This window comes from Bifidobacterium sp. MSK.13.1, assembly GCF_019131435.1.
Lineage (GTDB): Bacteria > Actinomycetota > Actinomycetes > Actinomycetales > Bifidobacteriaceae > Bifidobacterium > Bifidobacterium pseudocatenulatum.
In genome coordinates this window covers 1-26792 of record NZ_JAHOMM010000003.1, presented here as the reverse complement: position 1 = coordinate 26792, position 26792 = coordinate 1, and the positions used below count along the sequence as shown (strand labels likewise).

The 26792-nt window shown below is 57.4% G+C and carries 20 protein-coding genes and 1 pseudogene; 13 read left to right on the top strand and 8 right to left on the bottom strand.

The genetic code is table 11. From position 1 onward, the window contains the following. Nucleotides 1-24: 24 nt before the first annotated feature. The 4 genes from KSY55_RS04890 to KSY55_RS04875 form a co-directional block, all read right to left on the bottom strand. Nucleotides 25-1395, bottom strand: coding sequence for a DNA-processing protein DprA (locus tag KSY55_RS04890; protein WP_117784131.1), 1371 nt, complete (start codon nucleotides 1393-1395; stop codon nucleotides 25-27). Next, a complete protein-coding gene (locus KSY55_RS04885) occupies nucleotides 1392-2921 on the bottom strand; it encodes a YifB family Mg chelatase-like AAA ATPase (protein ID WP_217749580.1) in 1530 nt (509 codons plus the stop codon). The genes KSY55_RS04890 and KSY55_RS04885 overlap by 4 nt, the downstream gene beginning before the upstream one ends. Then, nucleotides 2921-3373, bottom strand: coding sequence for a YraN family protein (locus tag KSY55_RS04880; RefSeq protein WP_080789544.1), 453 nt, complete (start codon nucleotides 3371-3373; stop codon nucleotides 2921-2923). The genes KSY55_RS04885 and KSY55_RS04880 overlap by 1 nt, the downstream gene beginning before the upstream one ends. A 172-nt stretch (nucleotides 3374-3545) precedes the next feature. Further along, complete coding sequence (locus KSY55_RS04875; RefSeq protein WP_117612197.1) at nucleotides 3546-4421, bottom strand: pyridoxamine kinase; 876 nt, start codon at nucleotides 4419-4421, stop codon at nucleotides 3546-3548. Nucleotides 4422-4750: 329 nt separating this feature from the next. On the opposite strand from KSY55_RS04875, the gene KSY55_RS04870 reads away from it, so the two are divergent. From KSY55_RS04870 to KSY55_RS04840, 7 genes are all read left to right on the top strand, one after another. Further along, the gene (locus KSY55_RS04870; protein ID WP_004223775.1) at nucleotides 4751-6064 is read left to right on the top strand and encodes an O-acetylhomoserine aminocarboxypropyltransferase/cysteine synthase family protein; all 1314 of its coding nucleotides are present in this window, start codon (nucleotides 4751-4753) and stop codon (nucleotides 6062-6064) included. Nucleotides 6065-6330: 266 nt separating this feature from the next. Then, on the top strand, nucleotides 6331-6882 hold the full coding sequence (locus tag KSY55_RS04865; RefSeq protein WP_117754758.1) for an ECF transporter S component: 552 nt from the start codon (nucleotides 6331-6333) through the stop codon (nucleotides 6880-6882). A gap of 123 nt (nucleotides 6883-7005) precedes the next feature. After that, the gene (locus KSY55_RS04860; RefSeq protein ID WP_022244886.1) at nucleotides 7006-8613 is read left to right on the top strand and encodes an ABC transporter ATP-binding protein; all 1608 of its coding nucleotides are present in this window, start codon (nucleotides 7006-7008) and stop codon (nucleotides 8611-8613) included. Continuing rightward, nucleotides 8613-9431: an energy-coupling factor transporter transmembrane protein EcfT gene (locus KSY55_RS04855; RefSeq protein ID WP_004223783.1), complete on the top strand. Its 819-nt coding sequence runs from the start codon at nucleotides 8613-8615 to the stop codon at nucleotides 9429-9431. The genes KSY55_RS04860 and KSY55_RS04855 overlap by 1 nt, the downstream gene beginning before the upstream one ends. A gap of 10 nt (nucleotides 9432-9441) precedes the next feature. Beyond that, complete coding sequence (locus KSY55_RS04850) at nucleotides 9442-10461, top strand: Lrp/AsnC family transcriptional regulator (protein WP_022244885.1); 1020 nt, start codon at nucleotides 9442-9444, stop codon at nucleotides 10459-10461. A gap of 132 nt (nucleotides 10462-10593) precedes the next feature. Continuing rightward, nucleotides 10594-11385, top strand: coding sequence for an ABC transporter ATP-binding protein (locus KSY55_RS04845; RefSeq protein ID WP_004223788.1), 792 nt, complete (start codon nucleotides 10594-10596; stop codon nucleotides 11383-11385). Between the two features lie 41 nt (nucleotides 11386-11426). Further along, nucleotides 11427-14069: an ABC transporter permease gene (locus tag KSY55_RS04840; protein ID WP_217749579.1), complete on the top strand. Its 2643-nt coding sequence runs from the start codon at nucleotides 11427-11429 to the stop codon at nucleotides 14067-14069. A gap of 91 nt (nucleotides 14070-14160) precedes the next feature. Here the strand turns inward: KSY55_RS04840 and KSY55_RS04835 are convergent, their stop codons facing one another. Then, nucleotides 14161-14907 carry a response regulator transcription factor gene (locus KSY55_RS04835; protein WP_217749578.1) on the bottom strand — a complete coding sequence of 249 codons (747 nt, stop codon included), beginning with the start codon at nucleotides 14905-14907 and terminating at the stop codon, nucleotides 14161-14163. Between the two features lie 76 nt (nucleotides 14908-14983). Continuing rightward, nucleotides 14984-17593 (bottom strand): histidine kinase, encoded by a 2610-nt coding sequence (locus KSY55_RS04830; RefSeq protein ID WP_217749577.1) that lies wholly within the window; start codon nucleotides 17591-17593, stop codon nucleotides 14984-14986. 177 nt (nucleotides 17594-17770) lie between these two features. Here KSY55_RS04830 and KSY55_RS04825 point away from each other — a divergent pair, with 177 nt between their 5' ends. From KSY55_RS04825 to ychF, 3 genes are read left to right on the top strand one after another with little or no spacing between them, the layout of a single operon-like run. Beyond that, nucleotides 17771-19114, top strand: a complete 1344-nt coding sequence (locus tag KSY55_RS04825) for an alpha/beta fold hydrolase (RefSeq protein WP_118233294.1) — start codon at nucleotides 17771-17773, stop codon at nucleotides 19112-19114. Between the two features lie 44 nt (nucleotides 19115-19158). Next, nucleotides 19159-19959 carry a pyrroline-5-carboxylate reductase gene (proC, locus tag KSY55_RS04820; protein WP_004223801.1) on the top strand — a complete coding sequence of 267 codons (801 nt, stop codon included), beginning with the start codon at nucleotides 19159-19161 and terminating at the stop codon, nucleotides 19957-19959. A 17-nt stretch (nucleotides 19960-19976) separates the two neighbouring features. Next, nucleotides 19977-21071, top strand: a complete 1095-nt coding sequence (gene ychF / locus KSY55_RS04815) for a redox-regulated ATPase YchF (protein ID WP_055063144.1) — start codon at nucleotides 19977-19979, stop codon at nucleotides 21069-21071. A gap of 247 nt (nucleotides 21072-21318) precedes the next feature. On the opposite strand, the gene KSY55_RS04810 is transcribed toward ychF, so the two are convergent. Then, complete coding sequence (locus KSY55_RS04810; RefSeq protein WP_065439400.1) at nucleotides 21319-21498, bottom strand: YccF domain-containing protein; 180 nt, start codon at nucleotides 21496-21498, stop codon at nucleotides 21319-21321. A 604-nt stretch (nucleotides 21499-22102) separates the two neighbouring features. On the opposite strand from KSY55_RS04810, the gene KSY55_RS04800 reads away from it, so the two are divergent. Then, nucleotides 22103-24154, top strand: a complete 2052-nt coding sequence (locus KSY55_RS04800) for an MDR family MFS transporter (protein WP_217753810.1) — start codon at nucleotides 22103-22105, stop codon at nucleotides 24152-24154. A gap of 311 nt (nucleotides 24155-24465) precedes the next feature. Then, the gene (locus tag KSY55_RS04795) at nucleotides 24466-25956 is read left to right on the top strand and encodes an MFS transporter (protein ID WP_065446522.1); all 1491 of its coding nucleotides are present in this window, start codon (nucleotides 24466-24468) and stop codon (nucleotides 25954-25956) included. A 37-nt stretch (nucleotides 25957-25993) separates the two neighbouring features. Here the strand turns inward: KSY55_RS04795 and KSY55_RS04790 are convergent. Further along, nucleotides 25994-26335: pseudogene (locus KSY55_RS04790) on the bottom strand (serine/threonine protein kinase); the annotation flags it as partial. A gap of 17 nt (nucleotides 26336-26352) precedes the next feature. Here KSY55_RS04790 and KSY55_RS04785 point away from each other — a divergent pair. Continuing rightward, nucleotides 26353-26490, top strand: coding sequence for a CBS domain-containing protein (locus tag KSY55_RS04785; RefSeq protein WP_205730320.1), 138 nt, complete (start codon nucleotides 26353-26355; stop codon nucleotides 26488-26490). Nucleotides 26491-26792 lie beyond the last annotated feature (302 nt).

Below are 26792 nucleotides of genomic sequence, written 5' to 3'. Positions count from 1 at the left end.
GCGGTGGCGTTGTTGGGCGTGATGTCATGTGGCGCTTGCGTCGGTGATGGTGATGTTGCCATGCTGTGTGCAGATAAGTCCGTTGAGTTCCATTAATCCCAGCTCCATGCTGATTCGTGAGATTGAGTATTCTCCGGGATTGCTTTCGGCCAGGATGGCGAGTAGACCGTCAGTGGAGACGTGGCCGTATTTCGCGCTGCATGTTCGTATGGCTTTGAGTATGGCTGCAGTGGCGTTGGTTGGTTGCGACAGACTGGTGTCGGTTGACTCTTCCGACGGTTCGTCGTCGTTGTCTGCCGCGTCGGCTGATTGCGGGCGATGCGCTGCGTGGCAGAATTCGTCGATATCGGTCAGCGAGCAGATGATGGAGGCTTGGCCTTCTTGTATGAGTCGGTTGCATCCTGTGTTGTGAGGCATGGTTACATCTCCTGGCACGGCGAATACACGGCGGTTGAGTTCGTTGGCCCATCCTGCGGTGTTAAGCGCGCCGGAGCGTGCGCGTGCCTGGGCTACGATGAGGGTGGATGATAGCGCCGCTATCAGGCGGTTCCTGATAAGGAATCGTCTGGCTTCCGGAACGGTTCCGGGGCAGAGTTCCGAGATGAGCGCGCCGGAATGGTTGATGATGGTTTCGAAGAGGCGCTCGTTGCTTTTCGGACCGATATAGTTGAGTCCTCCGGCGAATACCGCGACGGTGCGTCCTGCGAGGGGCGTTCCGATCTCGTCCATGGCTTGGATGGCTCCCCAGTGGGCGGCCGCATCGGTGCCCAGAGCGCCTCCTGACACTATGAGATGGCCTGCTCGGGCCGCTTGTTTGGCGAGCTCGTGTGCGCTTTGCCTTCCGTACTCGCTTACGCCGCGTGATCCGACGACACCGACCGGTTCGGAGCATGACACCAACGCTTGGGGGTCACCTTTCCCCCATAGGCATAATGGCGCGGCCCAGTCCGTGTGTATGGTGAGGTCGGCAAGCTGCGAAGGCCAGTAGGGGTGATGCGGCGCGACGATCCACTGCGTGCCGTTTGCGGTGAACCACGTTTTGAGCTCCTCGTGGTCGGTGCTGGGCAATGTGGTCAGGCGATGCTGCCACGAGACCATTGCGCCGTGGAAGGAGGCCATACCTCGAGCATTGATGGTGCGTCCCCAACGTGTAATGCCGTTGATGAGCGCCGCGTCCAAGGTTTTATAGGCTGCCGTGGCCACGCTTTCATGATTGCCCGGACCGCTGTCGGCAAGCAGTTGCAAGGTATGCGTGGCTGATCCGATGCCTTTGACCAGCGCGTACATCATCGCATCGGCGCTGTCCAGACAATAGGTGAGCACCGCGCGTGACAGGGTCTCATCGTCGATGGCGGTTGCGTTGACGCTCGTATCGGCGGTTGTGTTCTCGTTCATGTCAACCTCGTTCTCATGGAGATTCCTTGCATCATCTCTTCCGGTCCGGGAGAGGTTTTGCCTGACAGGTCGGATAGCGTCCATGCGAGTCGCATGGCTCGGTCCGCCCCTCTGAGGCTGAGCCGTTCGCTGGCCAACGCATGGTTCATGAGCTCGATGGCTTTTGTGGACGTGTTGGCGCGAAGCCATGTTCCGGTGGCTTGCGCATTGCAGACCCATCCGAATTCCCGGAAACGTTCCTGTGCCGTTTGCCTTGCCACCATGACCCGCAGGCGGATGGCGTGGCTGGATTCGCCGGAAGGAACCGTGCCTGGGTTGATGCGTTCCACAGGAGGCACTTCGATCTGAATGTCGATGCGGTCGAGGATCGGCCCCGACAGGCGGCTGAAGTACTTGATACGGTCTTTTTCCCTGCACGTGCAGCGCTCGCCGTTGCCGTATGCGTAGCCGCAGGGGCAAGGATTGGCCGCCATGATCAGTTGGAATCGTGCCGGATAGTAGGTGGTGCCTTTCGCGCGGGATATCGCCACATACCCGGATTCCAATGGTTCGCGCAAGGTTTGCAGGGTGCGTGCCGAGAATTCGGGCGCCTCGTCCATAAATAGGATGCCCCGATGCGCCCGCGTGATCGCGCCTGGTTGAGCCAATCCCGCGCCGCCGCCGACCAAGGATGCGGTGGATGCGGTATGGTGCGGCGCTTCGAATGGCGGAACATCGCTGATGCCATAGCTGGGCAATGTGCCGCATAGGGAGCGGATCGAGGCGACTTCCAGTTGTTCCGATTCGCTGAGCGGACTCATAATGCCGGGAATGCGCGAGGCGAGCATGGTTTTTCCGGTGCCGGGAGGACCGGTCATCATCAGATGATGGCCGCCGGCAGCCGCCACTTCCAACGCCCATTTGGCCGTTTCCTGCCCCATGACTTCGTTCATATCTCCGGGAGGAGGACATACCGACATGGCGCCGTCGTTGGCATCCACGTCTCGGATCATATCGGGTATCGTATAGTTCGCGGTGCCTCCCATCAGTTCGATCAGTTCGCCGACGTGACGTATTCCAATGGCGTCGACGTCGGGCACAAGGGCCGCCTCGTCCAAATTGGCATGCGGTACGATCACCTTGCATACGCCTTGATCGCGTGCATGCAGCAGAATCGGCAGCAGACCGTTGATGGGCAGTACCGTGCCATCGAGATTCACCTCTCCGAGCACGACGGTGTCGTTCAAGCAGTCATGCGGTATCGTTCCGGATGCGCTAAGCACGCTCGCTGCGATCGCCAGATCGTGTGAGGATCCGCGTTTGGGCATGGACGCCGGCGAAAGATTGACCGTAACCCGTGTTTCCGGCCATTTGGCACCGCTGGCCTGACATGCGGATTTGACACGTTCCCTCGCTTCGGAGAGCGAGGTGTCGGGAAGTCCGATGATGGAAAAGTAGGGGAGTCCCGGAGATACGAACGCCTGGATTTGGATGATGAAGGCTTTCAGGCCGATGAGACCCACGGAAAGCGCGCTGCCGATAGCCATCAGAACGCTCCTTCGATATGGTGGACAAGCGGTTTGCCATCACGGACGATGACGGTGACGACGTCGAAGCGCACGCCGTTATGCGGCGTGCGATGGTCGCTGTCCGACAGCCATTGCACGGCCGCGTGGCGCAGGTTGATCTGCTTGGATGACGTCACGGCTTCCTGCGGAGTGCCATAGCGGAGCGTCCGCCTGGTTTTGACTTCGACGAAGACGATGATTCCCGTATCGTCGCGTGAGACGACGTCAAGTTCGCCATATCGGCAGTGCCAGTTGCGGTCGAGCGTCTGCCAGCCTTGGCTTTCCAGCCATGCGGCCGCATACTGTTCGCCGAGTTCGCCGACCTGTCGTGCGCACAGTGTGCCATCATGCAGTCGCCGTGCGATGGAATCAAGAAGCTGTTCCGAGCGCTGCGTTGCGTTCGGAACGTTATGTGTTGTGTTGCCGTTCATGATTCAAGTCCAGCAGAAAGGACCGGCGCGAAGCAAGGGCGAACGGCGAATGTGGATAGAGGATGCGGTTTCGGGCGTGTTTGGGATAGTTGGTGGATAACTTGCCGTTATCCACATTGCTCCACAAGGCGAGCGGCCATGGAGCGCCCGAAACCGCATATGGTTGGAATGTTCAGCGGCGAACCAGACGCGTCAACTCGTCAAGGTTCAGCTCGAAGCTCACACCGCGCTCAGTGTGGTTCGGCTGGAATTGCGTGCTTTCCATGGCATGGCGTACGAATTCACCGGCGATATGCGCCGATTCAGCCAGAGGTCTGCCGGCCATCACCGCACCGCATAATGCGGATGCGAAGGCGTCGCCGGTGCCATGTGTCATGAACGGCAGCTTGTCGTGCGCAAGCTCTTGCTTGCCGGATGCGCCGGAAGTGGCCGATGCCACATAGTTGCGAATGATGCCATCCTGACGGTCAACGCCTTTGAGCACCACGTTTTTCGCTCCCAAGGCAAGCAGCGCGTCAATAATGCCGTTCACTTCCGCGTTGTCGATGTTCTGCCCCGGGTAGGTGCGTCCCGTCAGCATGGACGCTTCCGTCAGATTCGGCATCAGCACGTCGGCGCCATCCACCAGCGTGCCCATCGCCTCGCATAATTCCGGCGTGTATGTGGCGTAGATCTCGCCGCCGTCTCCCATCACCGGATCCACCAAACGCAAGGCGTGCGGGTAATCCGCATACAGACGTTTGATAATCGTGACTTGTTCGGCGGAACCGAGGAAACCGGAATACACGCCGTCCAAATCGACGTTCTCCTTGCGCCACGCATCCAGATAGCCGTCCAAAATTTCGGTCGTATCGTGGAACGTGAACACGCTGTAGCGCGTATGCGCCGAAAACAGCGCCGTCGGCACGGGGCATACGTCGCATCCGGCCGCCGACAGAATCGGAATGGCCGCCGTCAGCGAGCACTTGCCGTAACCGCACATGTCGTGCACCGCGGCCACACGTGGAATGTACCGTGGGTCACGGTCGAACAGAATCACATCATTCATGGGAACCCTCTCTTGCGATTGCCTGACCATGACTTTAGCCGCTTGCCTGACTTCACCGCCCCATCGCCTCGTACGGCGGGTCACCATGATGCCGTTTGCTGGCGTGTCGCAAGTTTTTTGATGGCTACCAGAGTAGTTTTGCAAAGCCTGGATGGCAATGATTGCAACGGTTTATAAGGGGATATAGGCAAGTGCGATAACGCTCGGTTTGCATTGCGAAGCGACGTCGGATTATTGTCGCTACCAACACCTGACCAACCGCCACACACGGCAAGGCGGGTGGTCAGCAAGACAAGCAACGAACCACTTCCCCACAAGGAGCAGAAACCATGGCAGATTCCAAGAACTACCGCTTCGAAACCCTGCAGCTTCACGTCGGCCAGGAGCAGGCCGACCCGGCAACCGATTCCCGCGCGGTGCCGATCTACCAGACCACCAGCTACGTGTTCCATAACTTTGATCACGCCGAGGCGCGTTTTGGTCTGGCCGATCCGGGCAACATCTACGGCCGCCTGACCAATTCCACCCAGGGCGTGTTCGAAGACCGCATCGCAGCCCTTGAAGGTGGCGCCGCTGGTTTGGCAGTCGCTTCCGGCGCCGCCGCGGTCGAATACGCCGTGCGCAACATCACCCAGTCCGGCGACCACATCGTGGCTGCCAAGAACATCTACGGCGGCACCTTCAACCTGCTGCGCCACACCCTGCCGCGTGACGGCATCACCACCACCTTCGTCTCCGCTGAGAACCCGCAGGAGTTCGAGGATGCCATCCAGGAGAACACCAAGCTCGTCTACTTCGAGACCTTCGGCAACCCGAACGCCGACCTGCCGGATTTCGAAGCCATCACCGCCATCGCACACAAGCATCATCTGCCGGTGATCGTCGACAACACTTTCGCCACCCCGTACCTGTTCCGCCCGCTGGAGCACGGTGCTGACGTCGTGGTCGAATCCGCCACCAAGTTCATCGGTGGCCACGGCACCACCCTCGGCGGCGTGATTGTGGAAGGCGGCAACTTCAACTGGGCCGAAGTGCCGGGCAAGTTCCCGACCCTGACCGAGCCGGATCCGTCGTACCACGGTCTGAACTTCTACGAGGCTCTGGGCGGTTCCGCGTTCGTGACCCGCATCCGCGCCATCCTGCTGCGCGACACCGGCGCAACCCTGTCTCCGTTCTCGGCCTTCTTGCTGCTGCAGGGCACCGAAACCCTGTCGCTTCGCGTCGAGCGCCATGTCGAGAACGCGCTGAAGGTCATCGACTACCTGAAGACCGTTCCGGAAGTCGAATCCATCTCCCACCCGTCCATCGAAGGCCGCAAGGACAACGAGCTGTACAAGAAGTACTTCCCGAACGGCGGCGGCTCCATCTTCACCTTCGACATCAAGGGCGGCAAGGACGCGGCACGCGTGTTCATCGACAACCTGCACCTGTTCAGCCTGTTGGCCAACGTGGCCGACGCCAAGAGCCTCGTGATTCACCCGGCCTCCACCACGCACTCTCAGGAGACGCCGGAGGAGCTTGAGGACCAGGGCATCCACCAGGGCACGATCCGTCTGTCCATCGGCACCGAGAACATCGAAGACATCCTCGACGATCTCAAGGGCGGTTTCGCGGCTCTGCGCGAATCCGGTCTCGCCAAGTGAGGCGTATCGGATCGGCGGAATAACGCCATCCTGAGCAAATGAAACGGTTTGTGGCACCGAAGAGAAGGTTGGTGCCACAAACCGTTTCGCCATATTCGCGGACGTTGTCATCGTAATGTAGCGCAGATGGTATAGAATCTGCGATTGTTACGAAAAGTAATATCTAAATTCTATCTTTTGAAAGAAAGAAGTTCAGATTTCTTTCAAAAAGATAAATAGTGGTAATGATATTGCGGATTACGTAAAGAGAGAAGAGAGAGGCGATTATGGCTCAAGAAGTCAAGAACGATATCAAAAAGGCGTTGCAGGTCAACACCATTCCGCTGATCGCCATTATGACCGCGGTCACCACGGTGCTGACCATGCTCGTGAAGATCCCGACCCCGATCCGTGGCTACCTCAACCTGTCCGACACCATGATCTATTTCAGCGCGTATGCGTTCGGACCATGGGTGGGCGGCATTATCGGCGGTCTTGGCCCGGCGTTGAGCGATCTGATTTCCGGTTATCCGCAGTGGGCCATCTTCACGTTCGTCATCGATGGCCTGCAGGCCGTGCTCGTGGGCCTGCTCGTCAAGAAGTTCAATCCGGCGAACATCATCATCGGTTCGGTGATCGCAGGCGTATGGAAGGTGTTCGGCTATTTCATCGCAGGCGGAATCCTTTCCGGATTTGGCCCGGCGTTGGGTGAGATCGCGGGCAACTCCTTCCAGATGGCGGTGGGTCTGATTGTGGGCTTCGCGCTGTTCATCGCCGTTCGTCAGGCCTATCCGCCGCTGGTACGTTTGGGCAACCTCGGTATTAAGGCGGGGGAGTGATACATTAATATCATGTGAAGGCAGGCCCGTGGATTTGCCGATGAAAGGCGATTCCACGGGTTTTATTGTGAAATGCGGTTACCGGCTGCGGAAAAAAATGCGTGAAAGCACGGGGTGAGCGTCATGATTACGGTTCGCGACTTAGGATGGAAGTACGCGCCACTGACCGACGGGAGCAAGCCGGTGGAAAGTCTCAAGCGCGTCAGCTTCGACATCCGGTCCGGATCCTTCGTCGGCATCATCGGACCGACCGGAGCGGGCAAGTCCACGCTATGCATGGCATTGGCCGGCATCATTCCGAACCTGGCCGACGGCACCATGAGTGGCGTCGTGGAAGTTAACGGCATGAATACGAGCAGGCACTCCGTCTCGGCACTGTCGGAGCGCGTCGGCTACGTGCAACAGGATCCGGAAGCGCAGCTGTTCTGCTCGAGTGTCGAGGATGAGATCGCTTTCCCGCTGGAAAACCGCGGAGTAGCCCCAAACATCATCGACAAGCAGATCGACATCATGCTCGACTTAGTCGGCATGGCCGGATACCGCAAGCGTGTGCCGACCAGCCTGTCGGGAGGCCAGATGCAGCGCGTGGCCATCGCCGCCGCGCTCGCGGCGGAACCCGATGTGCTTATTCTTGACGAACCCACCGCGGCCCTCGACCCCGAAGGCAAGCAGGAAGTGTTCGACGTGCTCGACCGCATTCGCCAGACCCGTTCCATGACGGTGATCATGGCCGAGCAGGATACCGAACACATCGCCTACTGGGCCGATCAGGTGCTCTTCATGGTCAACGGTGAAGTGGTGCGCAATGGAGACGCCAGCCTATTTACCCGGGAACGTAGACTGTTGGAATCCTCCGGCGTGCGGGTGAGCGACGGACCATCTCCCGTCATCAAGGCGTTGCCGGTAGGGAACGACGCCAAGCCGAAGCATGCGATCATCAGTCTGGACCATGTGACGCACCGCTATGGGCAGGGCGGCAATGCGTCTCCCGCACTGGACGACGTCAGCTTGGATATCGAACAGGGCGCCTTCGTAGGGCTTATTGGGCGCAACGGGTCAGGCAAAACCACGCTCGCCAAGCATCTGAACGGGCTGATTCAACCCACGCAAGGAATCGTGAATGTGGATGGGCTCGACGTGTCGAAGCATAGCGTGGGCGAAATGGCCGCGCACGTCGGATTCGTATTCCAAAATCCCGACCATCAGATTTTCTGCTCCAGCACCAAAGAGGAGATCGCGTTCGGCCCGACCGCGCTCGGACTTGACGCGGCCACCGTGTTCAAACGTGTCGACGAAATGATGACATTGTTCGACCTGCACCGGTATGAGGATGTTTCGCCGGCCACGCTCGGCTACGGCGAACGACGTGCGGTGGCATTGTCTTCGGTGATCGCCATGCGTACGCCAATACTCGTCCTCGACGAACCTACGGCGGGTCTCGACCATCGTCTCGCATCACGATTCCTTGGAACCGTGGAAAAACTCAACCGGCATGGCGTCACCGTCATCATGATCAGCCATGACATGCGTGCCGTATATCGGTATTGCACGCACGTGCTCGAATTGGAAGACGGTCATATCGTGCAATATGGACCGATCGACAAATCGCAGGAAGCGCAACAATCGCCCGCGCGACAGGCGCGGCAGCCGTACAAGTCGCGCGGTCCGGTATCGGCGACCCACGTATTGTTGAAAATCGCCAAGGATGAATGCGACAAGGAGGAACGCTGATGGATGCCGACCTGTATGTGCCAGGCGACGGATGGTTGCATCGCACCGATCCGCGCGTCAAATTCCTCATCTCCATCGTCATGCTGGCCCTTTGCCTCGTATGGCGTAACTGGGCGTTCATCCTCGGCATCCTCATTCTCGAACATGTGATGCTCGCCACCGACCGTGTGCCCGCCGAACGCATTGGATGGGTGTGGAAGATCCTCGCCGTGCTCATCGTGTTCATCGTGGTGCTTTGGCCGGTCTTCGACCAGAGTGGAACGCACGTGCTCTGGCAGTGGGGATGGTTGCGTCTCACGCAGGAGAACCTGCTCATGGCGGCGGTGATGGGTCTGCGCATTCCAGCGCTCGGCTTTGCATGTTTCATCACGCTGTTCACCACCAGCCAGACCAAACTGGTTCGTGGCCTTACCTCGCTTGGTATGCCCTACAAGGCCGGGCTTACCCTGGCAACCGCATTACGGTATATTCCCGTGTTCTTTTCCATCTTCCAATCCGTGTCCGAAGCGCAGCGTGCGCGAGGGCTTGATCTGAGCGGCAAAGTCAATGCGGCAGGTAAAAAACGCAACATATTCGTACGTCTCGTAGACCGGTTCAAATCGTATCTGCCGATCATCATCGCCGTATTGATCCGCGCCTACAAAATGAGCCAAAGCGTGGGCTGGGCCATGGAATCGCGCGGACTCAACCTGAATCGGAACGGTGTGAAACGCACATATCGGGTCAATCTCACGATGAGCATTGCCGACTGGATTATTCTCGTGATTGCCATCGCCGCCGCCGCAGGCAGCGTGTGGTTGATGACATGGCTGTCATAGGGGGGGTGCAATGACACAGGATGAAGGGCGTACCACAATCACCGCACGTGATTTGAAGGTGGTATCGGCACTGCAATGCAACGGACGCATGACCATGCAGGCGCTTGCCGATAAAATCGGCATTTCCGTATATGCGGCGACGGAAAGCTACAAACGGCTCACCGATGCGGGCATCATGACCATTGTGCCCGTATGCAATCCGTTGAGTCTCGGCAATTACAGTCAGGTGCTTGTGGGACTGCGCATCAACGGCAATCGCAACGAGGCGCTCGCCATGCTCAAAGCCATGCCTCAGGTCACCTATGTGGTCTGCACGCTGGGCGATGCCGACATCATCGCCGAAGCCGTGGTGTATTCAGCCGACGGTATGGACCATTTCCTGAAGTACGATTTGCGCGCACTGCCCGGATTGACCCGTCTGCAAGTGTTCTCCTGCGGTCGATTGGTGCTTGACGACCATAATGTCAGCGTGGTCAACCGTCTGCTGGCCGAACGCGGCGAAACTGGATTCATGACCAAACGTGAGGCCAGCGTCGGCACCGATATTCCCGTGCATCGGTTGGACGCGCGATTCGTGCACACGTTCAACGAATTGCAGAAAGACGGCAGGGCAAGCTACGCCATGCTGGGGGAACATCTTGGTGTGACGCACACCGCGATTCGTGGGCGCGTCAAAAAACTGGAGGATTCCGGTGTGATGCGCATTATGGCCACGGTAAGCCCCATGCGTTTAGGTGGATTCCGCCAAGCGTTTCTCGGCATCGGTGTGAAGCCTCCGTATCGCCTCGACGTCGAACAGTTGCTAGCGATCGACGAGGTGACATATGCAATGAGCGGAGTCGGTTTGAATGGCGCCGACTACCTCATCGAAATCATCGCCGGAGATGACGAGGACTTATGGCGTGTGGTGGATGAGTCCATCCGTTCGCTGCCAGGCGTGGACCAGACATGGTGGGCTTCCACCGTCAGCGTGGAAAAAGAGTCGTACTGGCTCGAACCTCCGCAGGATGGTGTACTCCTCGACGATTGATGAATCAATGGTATGAGACGTTTCATTTTTACTCATTCTCAAGGATGAGATGATAATTCAGACCAACGCATGATATTGGAATCAGCTGTTTTTCCGTAATTTTGGAGGTAATCCAAAGAAAGGAATGACAGCATGGATATCAGGGACACCATCAAAGCTACCAATACGGCCATTGCAACCGTGGATCTTGTGAAGGACTACGGTTCCGGAAATAACACGGTGCATGCGTTGCGTGGCGTCAACGTCGCTTTTGAAAAAGGAAAATTCACGGCGATTATGGGACCTTCCGGTTCCGGCAAATCCACGTTGATGCACACGTTGGCAGGACTGGATTGTGCAACCGGCGGGCACATCATATTCAATGGCGACGATCTGACGCGCATGAACGACAATCAGCTTACGTTGCTGCGCCGCCGCGACATCGGATTCATCTTCCAAAGCTTCAACCTGCTGCCGATGTTCACCGCCGAACAGAACATTCTCATGCCATTGACCTTGGCTGGAGCGAAACCCGACCGACAGTGGTTGCGTCTGCTGGTGGAAACGCTTGGCCTTAAGGAACGTCTCAACCATCGTCCGAACGAACTATCGGGAGGCCAGCAGCAGCGTGTGGCCATCGCACGAGCATTGATCACCAAACCGAAACTGGTGTTCGCAGACGAGCCCACCGGCAATCTTGACTCCGTATCAAGCGCCGAAGTGCTGAGCTTCCTGAAACGTTCCGTCAACGAACTTGGCCAAACCATCATCATGGTCACGCATGATGCGGTCGCCGCGTCTTACGCCGACCGTGCGCTCGTGTTCGCCGACGGCCAGATCGTGGCGGACGTAAACAAGCCGACAGCAGACCAGATGAGTGAACTGCTGATGAAGGAACGTGAGGCCGCCACAATGAATGTGGCTTCCGCGAGACATTCCCGCTAAACGCACTATAGAAGCATTCGAAGAAGGGAACAGAATCCACCATGTGGTCCATCACTTTGAAACTCATGCGAAAAACCAAGCGCATGCTCATACCCGCAGGCATCGCCATCATGATCGGCACGGCGTTCATCGCCAGCACCTTCCTGTTCGGCAATGCCATGAACGACTCCCTGACACGGCAGCTGACCGCCATGTTCGGAAACGCCAACTATGCGGTGAGCATCAACAGCTCCGACCTGAGCGATAAGGAACTCAACGAGGCGTATTCCAGCACTGTCGGCGACTTTCATCTCGACCAGATCGCCGGCATCGAAGGGGTTGGCGGCGTCCGTGCCTCGGTGGAAACCGGCGTCAGCGTTTCCAAGGGAGACAGCACCGTCAGCGGCGAGATCATTTCCACCGCGGCACAGAAGAACATGCTCCCCGTGAATATCACGGAAGGGGACCAGCCGAAGGATTCCAACGAAGTCGCGCTGCCGGAAGACATGGCGAAACAGTTGAACGTCGGCGTTGGAGACACTGTAAGCCTGACCTCCCGATATGCGGTAGGCGACGATGGCAAAGCCAAGGCGGACAACGTGCGCGTGGTAGGACTCACGTCCGATCCGAACGGCGCCTACTCATACTATGGTGGTGCGATCGTAGGATCCAACAATCTGCTTGCCGCAATGCAGGGAGTGGACGATTTCAACGCCACCGGAACAACAATGGTGTATCTCGACCTTGCCTTGGATGGAAACAGCGTATCCGCAAAAACCATCAACGGTGTGAAAGCGTTGCTGCCAAAGCATTTCGATCTGATGTCACGACAGCAAATCAGTGACGAAAGCATCAAATCCTTAAGCGGCAACCAAACCAACATCGTCACCACATTCCTTATGTGCTTCGGCGTGCTTGCCATGTTCGTGGCGGCTCTGGTGATCGCCAACACGTTCCAAGTGCTCGTGGCGCAACGCCGCCGCACACTCGCCTTGCTACGCACCATCGGCGCAAAGAAAGGCCAACTGTATGGTTCCGTGCTGTTCGAAGCGGTGGTGCTCGGCTTCGTCGCATCCGTGCTTGGCGTGGTGCTTGGAAGCCTGCTCATGTGGGGCATGTGCGTCAGCGACATCATGCAGGCGGGTATGCGGTTCAACTTCTCCTGGCAAGCCGCCGTCGTACCGATTCTCTTCGGCATTGTGGTGACGGTGCTTGCATCCATGGGATCCGCACGTTCCGCCACCGCGGTAACGCCATTGGAGGCATTGCGTCCGATTGAACTGACCGACAACCGTCGTTCCAGCCTTACGCGAGCCATAATCGGTATTCTGATGGTGGCGGTCGGTATCGCCATGGCCATATTCTCCATCTGGCAGGTGCAGGCCACCAACGGCGGCGAGGATGCGAGCGGCGATCAATTCACGATGATTCTGCTCATAGCCATCGCCGGTGCCGCACTGGTGTTCCTCGGCATGGTGGTCACCGCGGTATTCTGGATGCCGACCCTCATGAAGGGCGTTGGAGCGTTGGCCTCGCTGACAGGTCCTTCCGCAACAGTTGCACACGCCAACATTCAGAAGAATCCGCGACGCATCGCAGCAACCGGTGCCGCTCTGCTCATCGGTGTCACCTTGGTCTCCACCATCGCAACCGGTGCCGCTAGCGCCAAAGAGACTATGAATGGTGCGCTCGCCACCCGTTATAGCGTCGACATCGTGGCCATGGGCGATGACATCAGCCAGCAAATGGTCAAGGATGTATCTGACATCAACGGCGTGTCCGACACGTTGTATGCGCCGGCGGTTTCCGTGACCTTGGAGAAAGCGGATGGAACCCAGCCTACGTCCGCATTGCTGGTCGGCGTGAAAAACATCGATCAGGTCAAGCAGGTCATGCGTGCCAACTTGGGTAACGCCTCCATCGACAGTGATAGCGTGCTCATGCCAACATACAATGCGCAAACCGGCAAGGAGCTGCAGTTCGCCAATGGCACGGCTGATTTCTCCACTGAATGGAACCAGAACGGCGACGCTACGCGTTCGCTGACATTGCAAGCCAACCAAGCCGACTACCGTCGTGTATCCGCGCAATATGGAGCTGTCGGATTCGTGGATGAAAGCCATTTCACCAATGGTGACCTTGATGCCGCCACCCATGTGTTGCTGGTCAAGGCAGACACTGGCAAGTCGGGAGTTTCCGTTGACGACATCTACAACGACATGCAGGCCGCATTGGAGAAGAGCACTGATGCGACAGTGACCGGACCGATCGCCGAACGCATCGTATGGGCGAACATGATTGACTCCATGATGATGCTTCTGGTGGGGTTGATCGCCGTGGCCGTGCTCATCGCACTTGTCGGCGTAGCCAACACGCTGTCGCTGTCAGTGATCGAACGCACCCGAGAATCCGCCACACTGCGTGCCATCGGCATGACGCGAGGCCAGTTGCGACGCTCCCTCGCGGTGGAAGCCCTGCTCATCTCGCTGGTATCCGGCATCTCGGGCGTACTGCTTGGCACACTGTTCGGCTGGCTGGGCGCATACGTGGTGTTCAGCATGTACGGCAAAGTGGTGTTCCCGTTCGAATGGGGCATTAATGGCATCGTACTCGCCGTGGCAGCCGTGGCAGCACTGCTCGCCAGCGTATTCCCCGCACGCAGGGCAGTGAGCACGCCTCCTGTTGAGGCGCTCGCCGAAGCCTGAGCTTCATAGCAAACACAACGAAAAGGACTCCTACCACAAACATGGTAGGAGTCCTTTTTGCGTATCATGCATACGCAAAACAACAAACCAGTCAGACCAAATGGTTTTCGTAAGCGAACACCACCGCCTGTACGCGGTCACGTGCATTGATTTTCGCCAGAATATGCGCCACATGCGTTTTCACCGTCGGCAGGCTGATGAAAAGCTTGTCGGCAATCTCCTGATTCGACAATCCATGCGCGATCTCAATAAGCACTTCGCGCTCGCGGTCGGTCAGGTCATCCAATTCAGGATCGGTATATGTTGAATCCGTAGTAGAAGTAGTTGCGGAATTTTCAGGCCTACCAACGTTCGCAGCCATGAAATCGCCTTCCATCATTTTCTCGATAAGACGTTTCGTGGCGGACGGTGCGATAATCGCATTACCTTGAAAAACCGTGCGAATCGAATTCAGCAATGTTTCCGGTTCCGTATCTTTCAGCAGAAAACCGGAAGCTCCGGCAGTGATCGCAGCCATAACATATTCATCCAAGTCGAATGTCATCAGAATGATCACTTTGGTATGAGTGACTTCTGATTGCGTTCCATCGGCAGCGAAGCGATGCCGCAACGCACTGATCTGCCGAGTCGCCTCGATACCATCCATGCCGGGCATGCGCACGTCCATCAACACCACGTCAGGATGCAGCGTTTCCGCCAACGCCACAGCTTCCGCGCCATCGCGAGCCTGCGCCGCAACCGCCATATCAGGTTGGGAGCCGATCACCATGGCGAAACCGGCACGTACCAATTCCTGATCATCGGCAATGACCACACGAATCTTCTGTTCCTCGCTCATACTCTCCACCTTATCGGCATTGTTCCGCTCATAGCGCGAAACGAACCCTTAAATCTCCCTGAAAAACTTGAATCGGCTATCGAGACACGCGCTGCAGCTGCTCCTCCAACGGTGCTGCGGGCCTCAACTGCAGTTCGCTCGCACTGCCGGCATGAGCGTCATCGCTGAAACCAGTCTCACGAAGCACGCCAAGCAGTTCGCGCATACGCTTAAGCGCGGCGCGCCCCTGCTCGCCAATGGCTTTGAACGCTGCGGAAATCTCGTCGGCGGTAGGCTCCTTGCCTTGTGCTTCGGCGCTGTCCAACATATGAATACCATCGACGGCCTGGCTGATCACGCTGTTCAACGTGGCGGTGACTTCAGCCTGAATGCTGGCACTGATACGGTCACGTTCCATATTCGCCGCGAGAATACGCTGCTTCTCCTGCTCGGCCACCAGTGCCTCTTCGCGAGCCTGCAATACCAGTGCGTTTGAATCGCTGGAACGTGCCCAACGTGCCCACGCCATGATGCCGGCGCACAGCATCAGCACTGCAACCGTATACATGACACCGGTAAAGAACGCTGCACTACTACTTGACGTGGCTGAAACCGGTTCTGTTAAGCCCGCGGAAGCGGCGATGGCGCCGAACAAGGTAGTGTATCCGTGTTGATCAGCTGCGATTTTCAAGCCCATCAGAGCTGAACAGGTGACAGCGGCAAGACCGGTCCAGCGCCATGCGTGTTCACGCCCATACAATACGGCTGAATACAGCGCACACAGCGACGCTACGATATGTCCAACCTCAATCAATCCCAAAAATACCAATTGCACAACCGACAATACGAACACAATAAGCGCGCAAGTTTCGGGGAACCTGCGTCGAAGAGCCAGTGCCAGCAAGCAGCATGCGGCGATCGCATGAGAGAGCTGCGCATCGCGTGAACTATCAAAAAAGAATGTAATCGACATGCGATTCAGCAGCATGACCAATATCACGGCGCCAACGGAATCCATGAGCACATAATGGTGCTGCGTCCACGCGGAAACACGTTCCACCCAATTCAGCCCTCGCGAATTGGATGTATTGGCAAGTTCTACGGATTTCAGTTTCAACGATGTGAGCAAATCATGCAGATTGGGTGCGGTAATGCGCAAGTGTTGCAGGGCGTTCGAACGATGATCGCGACCGGTTGGTGGGTTGGTTTCCTGCGTCTGTTCCGATGGTTGATCTGGGATTCGCGCCGATATGTTGACGGCTGTGTGAGGCGCGATTGCTTCGTCGGATAATTTCGCTTTGCTGGATATGGCAGTTGTGTTGCACGATTCGGACTGTTCCGAGGCATACTGTTCGCCGGTTTCGTCTGTCGCTGGCTCTTTACCGCCGTAAGGCAGGGTGGCCATAACTTCGAAGCCTCCGCCGAGTTGAGGGCCAGCCTGCAATGAGCCTCCGGCCGATTCGATGCGTTCCTTCATGCCCAACAGGCCGTAACCTGGCGTATGCCCGTCGATATTGGCCGCCGCGCCACGACCATTGTCGGTGACGCTCAAAGTGAGCAAACCGTTGTTCCATGACTCTTTGATATGCACATCGACGTGCGGCCCCGCATACTTGCGGATATTCGTCAGCGCCTCCTGCACTACATGGTAGGAAGCTATCGAGGCTTGTTCACCGAGTTGTTCTGGGCTGGCGGTGCCGGTGATATTCCGTCGGATTCGAATGTCGGGGGAGACGTTTCGCGCTTGTTCCACGAGATTGCCTATATCGTTATAATCGGCGTGCGGTGAACCCCCGAATACTCCCAGAAGACGTTGCATGTCATGCAGTGCGCGTTCCGATTCGTGTCGAATCGTCTCCATGGTGTTTCTAGCCACCGCGGGATCATGCGTGCCTGCATAGCGGCCGCCATCAGACTGCACGATGATGATTGACAGGGTGTGCGCCACCACATCGTGCATGTCACGTGCGATGCGTGCTCGTTCCGCCAACGCGGCGATATCGCGTTCATCCTGGTCTCGCGCGGCGATTGCCTCATTGCGTTCCCGCATCGTGCGAACGGTTGCCAGACGGGCACGCTGCCAGAACGCTACAATGACGGTGGAAATGATACATACTTCGAAAATCGGCGTCAGCACCAGCATGTATTGCGCCACCATGTCGGCGACTTCCGACATGGATGTTCCTGTGTAGATGGAGCCGAGAGTGTCTTCCATGACCATAACGCCATTTGGATTTGAGCTATTCCAACCGCTCCATGTATGCACTTTTCCTCCGGTGAGCAGCGGTCCATTGGTCATGGCCCATGCCACCAGCGCCGAAGCCAGAAGACCGATGGCCAACGCCAAAATAATGAAGGCTTTCGTGTTTTTGGGATTGCCGTAGACGATCACCGAATACAGCATGACCAATGCCAGAATATCGGCGCCCAACAGGCAAGGGCCGAATATGAGATGCGCCAAGGCCCATGCCACGCAGAGCAATGCGCCGGTCTGCGGCCGCCATCGACGAATCAGCAGCGGAACAAGCATCACCATCTCCCATGCTATTTGCGCGGAAGGGCTGAGATCGAACAGCAATCCCGGATTATAGGTGACGCTGCCGGTCACGCCGAACAACAGAAACCCCACAACAATCGTGATAATGAGATCGCCCGCGAAGACATGACCATGCATCCACGACAAGAGACGCTGCTTGAAATTCGACATATGCTCCACCCTAGCGCCAGATACGCTGTGACGCCATCATGCGCAGGAATGAAATAGCGGCAAGATGAAGCCGCTTTTGTGAGGTAAGGTTGTTTCCGCGTGTGGGTGGGATGGAAGCCATCAAGAAGCCACTACTCGCATTGAACATGCCGATGACGCCAAAGGAAAGGTGAATGCATGACACTGCTGAGCGAATACTACGTGCCCGGATTGCATATTGAGGATCGTTCCATCAAGGTGCCGTTGGATTGGACGGGTCACGAGCCCGGTCATGGGTTCGATGGCGAATCGATCAGCCTGTTCTACCGTGTGGTCACCGCTCCCGAACATGTGCATGACAACCTGCCGCTGCTCGTGTTCCTGCAGGGCGGTCCCGGCGGTTCCGGTCCGCGTCCGCTCGGTCCAAGTTCCGATGGTTGGATCGAGGAGGCCATCAAGCATTTCCGCGTGGTGTTGCCGGATCAACGTGGCACGGGGCGTTCGTCTCGTGTCGACACGCATGTGATTGAGGGCATGGACGGCGACGGCAAAGCCGGTGCCGCGTTTTTGAAGCGTTTCCTCGCCGATTCGATCGTTCGTGACTTCGAGCATCTGCGTCGCACCGAATTCGGGGGCGCACGTTGGGCCACGCTTGGCCAAAGCTATGGCGGATTCCTGACGTTGACGTATCTTTCGCTGTTCCCGCAAGGAGTTATCGCCAGTTTCACCACGGGCGGCATTCCTCATGTTCCCGCCGATGCGACCGACGTGTACCGTCATACGTTCCCGCGCATGGCGGCAAAGACGAAGCAGTTCTACGAGCGTTACCCGATCGATATCGAACGTGCCGCGGCCGTCTCCGACATTCTGCAATCGCGCAAGGTCACATTGCCGAACGGCGATCCGCTCACGGTGGAACGCTTCCAATGCTTGGGATCCGATTTCGGTATGAAGCCAAGTTTCGAACGCGTGCATTGGATTCTTGACCAGGCATTCCTTGACGGCGACGGTTCGGCCTCGACCTCGGCGGAACTGTCTGACGAGTTCCTGTCTTCCGTGATGGATGCGACCTCGTCTCGCCCGCTGTATTGGCCGTTGCAGGAGTTCATCTACGCCAATGGCGAGCTGGAAACACCGATTCGCTGGGCCGCCCAGCGCGTGCGCGGCGAGCATCCGGAATTCGCGGGTGGCATTCGTCCGCTTAATTTCACCGGCGAGGCCATGTTCCCGTGGATGTTCGAGCAGGAACGTGCGTTGCGTCCGTTCAAGCCGGCCATGGACGTGCTTATGGAAGACACGCATTTCGGCACGATCTACGATGCCGACCAGTTGGCCCGTAATGAGGTTCCGCTGCAGGCTGCCGTCTATTTTGACGACATGTACGTCGATTCTGGATTGCAGCTCGACACGCTGTCTCGCGTCGGTCGTTCACATTATTGGACTACCAACGAGTTTGAACATGACGGCGTGCATGGTTCAACAGTGTTCAAGCACCTGTTCAATGAAGCATTGAACCGCGGAGATTTGGCGGAGTTGTTCTGACGATCGTTCAGCAACGACGAGTATCGATAGCAAAGGAAAGAAACATGGCCAATCCAACCATCGGATTCATCGGATACGGCAATATGGCACAGGCGATCGCCGAAGGCCTAGTCAACGCTGGCGTCGTCAATGGCGGCGACATCGTGGCCTGTGCCGCGCATTACGACAAGCTGGAACGCAACGCCGCCAAACTCGGCGCAAAAGCGGTGCGTACCGCCGCGCAAGTCGCCGAAGCAGCTGACATGGTCGTCATCGCCATCAAACCGTATCAGATCGAAACCGTGATCGCACCGATCATTGATCAGCTGGCGCAAGAGAACACCATCGTCGTGTCCATTGCGGCAGGCTGGGATCTGAACAAATTCCGCGACCTGTTCGGAACGTCTTTCGAACAGGCACACATCCAATGCACCATTCCGAACACGCCGATGGCTGTCGGCAAAGGCGTGCTGGTCACGGAAATCGACAACACGCTCACGCAGGAACAGACGGAAACCTTCGAAAGCCTGTTTTCGTCAATCAGCCTGATTGAACGCGTGGACACCGCGCATATGGGCATCGGCATGTGCATCGCCGGCTGCGCGCCGGCCTTCACCGACATGTACATCGAAGCATTGGGCGATGCCGGTGTGAAATATGGATTGCAGCGTGCTACCGCGTATCGTCTGGCTGCCAAAATGGTGGAAGGCGTGGGCGCGCTCTATTTGGCCAACGAAACGCATCCGGGTGCCATGAAAGACGCTGTCTGCTCTCCGGGAGGCACCACCATCAGGGGTGTCGCATCGTTGGAGGAAAGCGCGTTCCGTGGTGCCGTTATCAAAGCAGTCGACGCCATCGAAGCCTAATACTAAGCTAGGGAACCATGTCTCTTACTATCGGAATCGTCGGACTGCCGAACGTCGGCAAGTCCACCATGTTCAACGCATTGACCCGCAACAACGTGCTGGCGGAAAACTATCCGTTCGCCACCATCGAACCGAACACCGGCATTGTGCCGTTGCCGGATGACCGTCTGCCGGTGCTCGCCAAGCTCGTGCATACGGAGAAGATCGTGCCGGCCACCGTCACGTTCGTCGACATCGCAGGCATTGTCAAGGGCGCTTCGGAAGGTGAAGGTCTGGGCAACAAGTTCCTCGCCAATATTCGCGAAGCCGACGCGATCTGCGAGGTCGTGCGTGCCTTCGAAGACGATGATATCGTGCACGTCAACGGCAAGGTCGATCCGTCCGACGACATTGAAACCATCAACACCGAGCTGATCCTCGCCGATCTGCAGACCATCGAGAACGCGCTGCCGAAGCTGGAGAAGGATCTGCGCGGCAAGAAGATCGAACCGGCTTACATGGAAGCCGTCAAGCAGGCGAAGACCATTCTTGAAGCTGGCGAAACCATTGATAAGGCTACTCGCGAAGGTCGTTTCGACAAGGATTCCGTCTACGATCTGCACTTGATGAGCGCCAAGCCGTTCATCTACGTGTTCAACGTGGACGATGTCGAACTGCAGAATAAAGACATGCAGGCCAAGCTCGCCGCATCCGTGGCTCCGGCCCCCGCCATCTTCCTCAACGCGCAGTTCGAAGCCGATCTGACCGAACTCGATGAGGCCGACGCGCGTGAAATGCTCGCCGACGCCGGTCTTGAGGAGTCCGGCCTGGATCAGTTGGCGCGAGTCGGCTACGATACGCTCGGCCTTTCCACCTTCCTTACCGCAGGTGAGAAGGAAGTGCGTGCATGGCAGATCCACAAGGGCTATACCGCCCCGCAGGCTGCCGGTGTGATTCACACGGACTTCGAAAAAGGCTTCATCAAGGCCGATATCGTCTCCTACGACGATTTCGTGGCTGCCGAAGGTTCCATGGTCAAGATCAAGGAGGAAGGCAAGCTGCGTCAGGAAGGCCGTGACTACGTGATGCAGGACGGCGATATCGTCGAATTTAAATTCAACGTCTCGAAGTAAGTGTTTCTCTGGCTCCCCTCTTTTGAGGGGAGCTGTCGCTACAAGCGACTGAGAAGCGGCACGGATAAGGCCTGAGAAGTCGTCTTCTCAGGCCTTTGTCATGACATTGTTCTGCAAGGATTGGCTGCTGCAGCAACATAATGTGTGTTTTATTATTCGGCCTTGGCGGCTTGCTGGTCAATCCAATTGTTGACGTCGGTGATCGCCTCGTCAAGGGTTGCTTTGGCGGCTTTGTAGTATTTGGAATCTACAGGTTGACGATTTCCGCGCCGAACGGCCAGAGCGCAAGCTTGGCCATCTTGAACGCTTGAATGCCGAGCGGAATGCCGATGATGGAGATGCACAGAATCAGTCCCACCAATGCCCATCCGATTGCGATGGCCAACCCACCAAGAATGATCCACAGGATATTGCCGAGAACTCGCATGATTTGCCCCTTTCCGATTCCGGTCGATGCCTCGCATATTCAGCTTCACTATTTTGTCAGACAGCATGACGGAAACACGAGACGCAACCCCTAGCTCGCCCCTGATTCATCCCCGGACCGCTATTCAGGCGGATCGTATGCGGTAAGCCCAATCCTTTTGTGAAGATTTTGTGTATTGTCGGGCATGCGTGGGTTTCACCGTCGATTTGAATGATGATAGGCTTCTCGATGTCTGCCGTACGAAGACCCATCAAGGAGATGCCATGAACCTGTATCGCTACGCGATGTTCATCGCACGCGCCTGCCGTGGGTCGTTCGTCGGCAATGTTCTGTTTGCCAATCCACAAATGGCCCTATTCTCGATGCTGGTGTAGCGGGGACACGCCTTATGCCGGGATGTACCGATGGCCCATCCGCAGTCGACGTCGCATGAATCGCTCACCATAGCCATCAACTTACGCAAAGCCGCGAATCGTTTGCCGTATATGAATGCGGAACGGATGGCGGCTTTTCCTTTACCCCGGACTCATCGGTGTCCTCGCGTCTTGACACAAGCATGGGGCCGGATCGCCCACACATGCCGTTACCAACAGAAGGAAATGCTGTGACCTCACAGAAAACCGCGGAACTCGGGTCCGCCGCCAGTTCCGCAAAGCCTATTGATCCGCACACCCGATTCATCATCGTGGGCGTGATCGTCGTCGGCTCGTTCATCGCGCTGCTCAACCAGACCGTCATGTCACCGGCCTTGCCGGCACTGATGCGTGATTTCAATATCACCACCGGCACCGTGCAGTGGGTGACCAGCGTCTACATGCTGGTCTCGGGCATCATGGTGCCGATTTCAGGCTATCTGATTGATAAATTCTCCACCCGAAAGCTCTTCGCCGGAGCTCTTGCCACTTTCATGGTCGGCACACTGCTGTGTGCCGTCGCGCCGAATTTCATGCTGTTGCTCGTCGGACGCATACTGCAATCCGCCGGCTCCGGCGTGCTGTTGCCATTGGTCGCCGTAGTGCCGATGCTCGTCTATCCGCCGGATAAGCGCGGCACCGCCATGGGCATGGCCGGTATCGTCATGGCCGCCGGCCCGGCTATCGGCCCGGTTGTCGGTGGTCTGGTGATTGACAGTTTCGGATGGCGCCCGATGTTCATTGGCATCGCAGTCGTGGCACTGGTCATCCTTGTCGGAGGCACGATGATGCTCAAGAACGTCGGCGAGTTGAAGAACCCAAAGCTCAACATCCTGTCCGTGATCCTTTCGACCATCGCGTTCGGTGGCCTGCTCTATGGCTTCTCGTCCGCTTCCACGATGGGATGGACCAGTCCGGTCGTCATTACCTCAATCGTCGTTGGTCTTGTGGCCTTCGTCGCATTCGTATACAAGCAAGTCAAGCTCGATGAGCCATTGTTGCGCGTTGACACCCTTGCCACCCGCAACTTCCGCAACTCCGCGATTCTGGTCACTCTGATCAACGCCGCAGTCGCCGCAACCAACGTGACGTTGCCTATCTTCATCCAGAATGTGCTCGGCCAATCCGCCACCGTCACCGGCATGGTCATGCTGCCCGCCGCGGCGATCGGCATCATCCTGAGTCCGGTCGCCGGTGCCGCATTCGACAAATTCGGCCCGCGAGGCGTGGGTATCGGCGGCCTTGCGCTCATGACCATCTCTCTTGGTCTTCTCGGCACCATCAACACCAGGACATCAGTGCTGTTTGTCGCCGTGTTCTGCGCATTGCAGGCATCCGGTCAGGCTATCGCCAACATGCCGATAAACACTTGGGGCGTCAACGCTTTGCCGAACGACATGATCGCCCATGGCAACGCCATCGCCAACACCGGCCGCCAGATCGCGGCAGCCATTGCGACCTCGCTTCTGGTCACCGCAGAAACATCCGTGACCGCCTCGCGCATGTCCCAGGGTGTGAAGTCCGCCACGGCCAGCGGCATCGCGTTCTCCTACCTGCTGTGCGCCGCCATCTCGCTGATCGCCCTGATCATCTGCATCTTCACCGTCACCAGCCGTGCCAAGGAGGAGGCCGCACGCAACGCCAAGGCCTATGAGGCGCAAGCCTCCGCCGAAGTCGCGGCCGAAACCACTGAAGGCCAGCCCGCCGAGCATCACTACGCCGGCGCATACGTGGCCCCCGCCGCCTCCCTGTTCAAGCAGGCCCAGGAACAGTCCATCGGCGGGATCATGGACGATCAGCCCTACAGCTGCCTGGACAGCGATGACATCACGCATGTGGTACGCGAGTTCATCCGCCTCAACGTCTCCAGCCTTCCCGTGGTGAACGGCGATGGCAGGCTCGTCGGCTTCGTCAGCGACGGCGATGTCATGAAATCGATTGCCACCTATGAATCCCGTACGGTTTCCACCGGCACCGGTTCGACGATGGTGGTGTTCGACGACGAAACCGTGGCCTCCAAGGTGCAGGCGCTCTCCGGCAAAAAGGTGATGGACATCGCCACGCGTAAGGTCGTTGCCGCCACTCCCGACCAGCATGTTGGAGAGGTGGCCCGAATCCTCGCCAAGAAGCAGTTCAAGAAACTGCCGGTGGTGGATGGTGATGGCAGACTCGTCGGTGTGATCCGCCGTAAGTCCGTGATGGAACATGCCTTCGACGCGCTGTTCCCAAAGGATGATCGGTGATTAGGCGCCATCATCGCTGAATAGAATGAATGGAATATGAGGCTTCCCTTCTCGCGGGGGAAGCCTCATTGCTTTGTCCGCGGAGTCTTACGGCACCTGCGCAAGGGCAACGTCACGTCTTCATGATATACTATTGAATAGTGTGTTCCTCTCGTTGCATGGTGACGCTAACGCATGGCGTCACGATACTGAAGCCTGCCATCTAACGGCGGGTACGGCTCGTTGCTGGAGTCGTGCACGCATACGCGCGTCGGCGTGCGTATGCCGTGATGTGACCTTTGTAGTGGAATTGAAGAATTGAGAACACTCGTATGTCTTCTAGTAGTACAACAACTGAACCAACTGTGCGCGAAACACCCGAGGTTTCCGGCGATGACAATGCGAATGCGCGCGCAGCGGTCCATAGCGCGAACAAACCCGGTGCCGCCTATGCCGCAGCAGTGGCCAACGGGGAATCCGAGCGTGCGTGGATCCGCCGTGTAGTGCTTCTACTCACCGGCCAGGCGTTTTCGCTGTTGGGCTCCAGCATCGTGCAGTATGCCATCTGGTGGTGGATCGTATTGCAGACCAGAACCGGTTCGGCGATGCTGCTGGCCACTCTGTTCGGCGTGGTGCCGCAGGCCGTGGTCTCGATCTTCGGCGGCTCCTGGGCCGACCGTCACAGTCGCAAGTTGCTGATTATGCTGCCGGATATGGTGATTGCTGTGGTCACCGTCGTGCTGTCGCTGAGCTTCGCGATGGGATGGGCGAGTCTGACCATGATTTTCGTGGTGCTGTTCATTCGTTCGGCGGGAGGCGGGGTGCAGACGCCCGCTGTGCAGTCGTTCATACCGGATGTTGTTCCCTCGGGCAAACTATTGCGCGTCAACTCAATATACGGCGTGATTAATTCGGCGAATACTATTGTGGCACCTGCGGTGGCTGCTGTGCTTATCAACACAGTGCCGCTGTGGTCGATTCTGTTAGTCGATGTGACCACGGCCATTATCGGCGTCGGCTTTGTGGCGTTGATCAAAGCGCCGAAGAAGAGCGCGGAACATGTTGCGAGGCGTATGGCTGAAGCGGAGAATAGCGGGCAACCCACACTCGAACCTATGTCGGATGCCAATGCTGATCGTTCGCTGATTGCCAGCGTCCGTCGTGTGTTTGCTGACTTGAAAGATGGTTTCAGCTACACATGGCGCCGGGCGAACCTGCGCAACGTGGTGCTCGGTGGCGCCTTGGTGTGCTTCGTGTCCGTGGCGCCGATGAACCTTACGCTGTTGCTCATGACCCGCGAATATGAGGGCATCGATTTGAATCTCGGATTCATCAACCTGACCACCGCCTCCGATAAACTCGCCGCCAACGAGCTGGGATGGAGCATCGGTATGCTGCTCGGCGGCGCGCTGATGTCTACCATCGGTGCCAAGCTCATCCGCAACAACATGCGCGTGGTCGCCTTCGGCATCGCTCTGGTGGGCGTCTCCGTCGTTGGTCTTGGCGTGGTTCACAATCTGCTGGCGTATTTGCTGATTGATGTGGTGAACGGTTTGGCTTCGGCCATCTGCACGGGCCCGATGCGCACCATCATCCAGACCGAGGCCGATGAGAGGATGGTGGGCCGTGTATTCGGCCTTGACACCACCCTGAGCGCGCTCGGAATGCCGCTCGGCATGTTGATCTTCGCGCCACTGGCCGACGTGATCCCGATTTCGCTGGTGTTCATCATCGGCGGTGTTCTGACCCTGCCCATCGGCATCTATCTGTTCGGCCAGGCGCGCCGTAACGTCAGTGCGCAGGTGACGAGAACAGCGGCCTGACAGGCACCTGACGGCCACCTGCCAGACGTAAAGTCAACTACCAGATTTGCGCATACAGATCGTAAGACACATACTTCGGCAGATCGTAGACGGTAATCGAGAATGGCGTGGATCGGCCATTGCCCGGCCAATCCACGAATGCGATATCTCCATAGATGATTGCGTTCTGTGCGTTACGCAGTACTAGGGAAATCTTGATTTGCTGTCCATCAGATGGCTTGAATCCATCTGCCACGGCGCGGACCTCGCCATTGAACGTCGTGCCGCCGTCCCTGTTGTCTATTTTGGATATTCCACTGATGGGGAAGGCGGCGGTTCCCTGAGCCTTGGCGACGTTGTATGTATCCGGATTGAGCACAGTAAAATCAACCGTTTCTGGACCAGCATGTTGGAGAGGTGGCCCGAATCCTCGCCAAGAAGCAGTTCAAGAAACTGCCGGTGGTGGATGGTGATGGCAGACTCGTCGGTGTGATCCGCCGTAAGTCCGTGATGGAACATGCCTTCGACGCGCTGTTCCCAAAGGATGATCGGTGATTAGGCGCCATCATCGCTGAATAGAATGAATGGAATATGAGGCTTCCCTTCTCGCGGGGGAAGCCTCATTGCTTTGTCCGCGGAGTCTTACGGCACCTGCGCAAGGGCAACGTCACGTCTTCATGATATACTATTGAATAGTGTGTTCCTCTCGTTGCATGGTGACGCTAACGCATGGCGTCACGATACTGAAGCCTGCCATCTAACGGCGGGTACGGCTCGTTGCTGGAGTCGTGCACGCATACGCGCGTCGGCGTGCGTATGCCGTGATGTGACCTTTGTAGTGGAATTGAAGAATTGAG

Coding starts and splice junctions, on each gene's coding strand:
- KSY55_RS04890 (WP_117784131.1), bottom strand. CDS start 1,395: ATGAACGAGAACACAACCGCCGATACGAGCGTCAACGCAACCGCCATC.
- KSY55_RS04885 (WP_217749580.1), bottom strand. CDS start 2,921: ATGGCTATCGGCAGCGCGCTTTCCGTGGGTCTCATCGGCCTGAAAGCC.
- KSY55_RS04880 (WP_080789544.1), bottom strand. CDS start 3,373: ATGAACGGCAACACAACACATAACGTTCCGAACGCAACGCAGCGCTCG.
- KSY55_RS04875 (WP_117612197.1), bottom strand. CDS start 4,421: ATGAATGATGTGATTCTGTTCGACCGTGACCCACGGTACATTCCACGT.
- KSY55_RS04870 (WP_004223775.1), top strand. CDS start 4,751: ATGGCAGATTCCAAGAACTACCGCTTCGAAACCCTGCAGCTTCACGTC.
- KSY55_RS04865 (WP_117754758.1), top strand. CDS start 6,331: ATGGCTCAAGAAGTCAAGAACGATATCAAAAAGGCGTTGCAGGTCAAC.
- KSY55_RS04860 (WP_022244886.1), top strand. CDS start 7,006: ATGATTACGGTTCGCGACTTAGGATGGAAGTACGCGCCACTGACCGAC.
- KSY55_RS04855 (WP_004223783.1), top strand. CDS start 8,613: ATGGATGCCGACCTGTATGTGCCAGGCGACGGATGGTTGCATCGCACC.
- KSY55_RS04850 (WP_022244885.1), top strand. CDS start 9,442: ATGACACAGGATGAAGGGCGTACCACAATCACCGCACGTGATTTGAAG.
- KSY55_RS04845 (WP_004223788.1), top strand. CDS start 10,594: ATGGATATCAGGGACACCATCAAAGCTACCAATACGGCCATTGCAACC.
- KSY55_RS04840 (WP_217749579.1), top strand. CDS start 11,427: ATGTGGTCCATCACTTTGAAACTCATGCGAAAAACCAAGCGCATGCTC.
- KSY55_RS04835 (WP_217749578.1), bottom strand. CDS start 14,907: ATGAGCGAGGAACAGAAGATTCGTGTGGTCATTGCCGATGATCAGGAA.
- KSY55_RS04830 (WP_217749577.1), bottom strand. CDS start 17,593: ATGTCGAATTTCAAGCAGCGTCTCTTGTCGTGGATGCATGGTCATGTC.
- KSY55_RS04825 (WP_118233294.1), top strand. CDS start 17,771: ATGACACTGCTGAGCGAATACTACGTGCCCGGATTGCATATTGAGGAT.
- proC (WP_004223801.1), top strand. CDS start 19,159: ATGGCCAATCCAACCATCGGATTCATCGGATACGGCAATATGGCACAG.
- ychF (WP_055063144.1), top strand. CDS start 19,977: ATGTCTCTTACTATCGGAATCGTCGGACTGCCGAACGTCGGCAAGTCC.
- KSY55_RS04810 (WP_065439400.1), bottom strand. CDS start 21,498: ATGCGAGTTCTCGGCAATATCCTGTGGATCATTCTTGGTGGGTTGGCC.
- KSY55_RS04795 (WP_065446522.1), top strand. CDS start 24,466: ATGTCTTCTAGTAGTACAACAACTGAACCAACTGTGCGCGAAACACCC.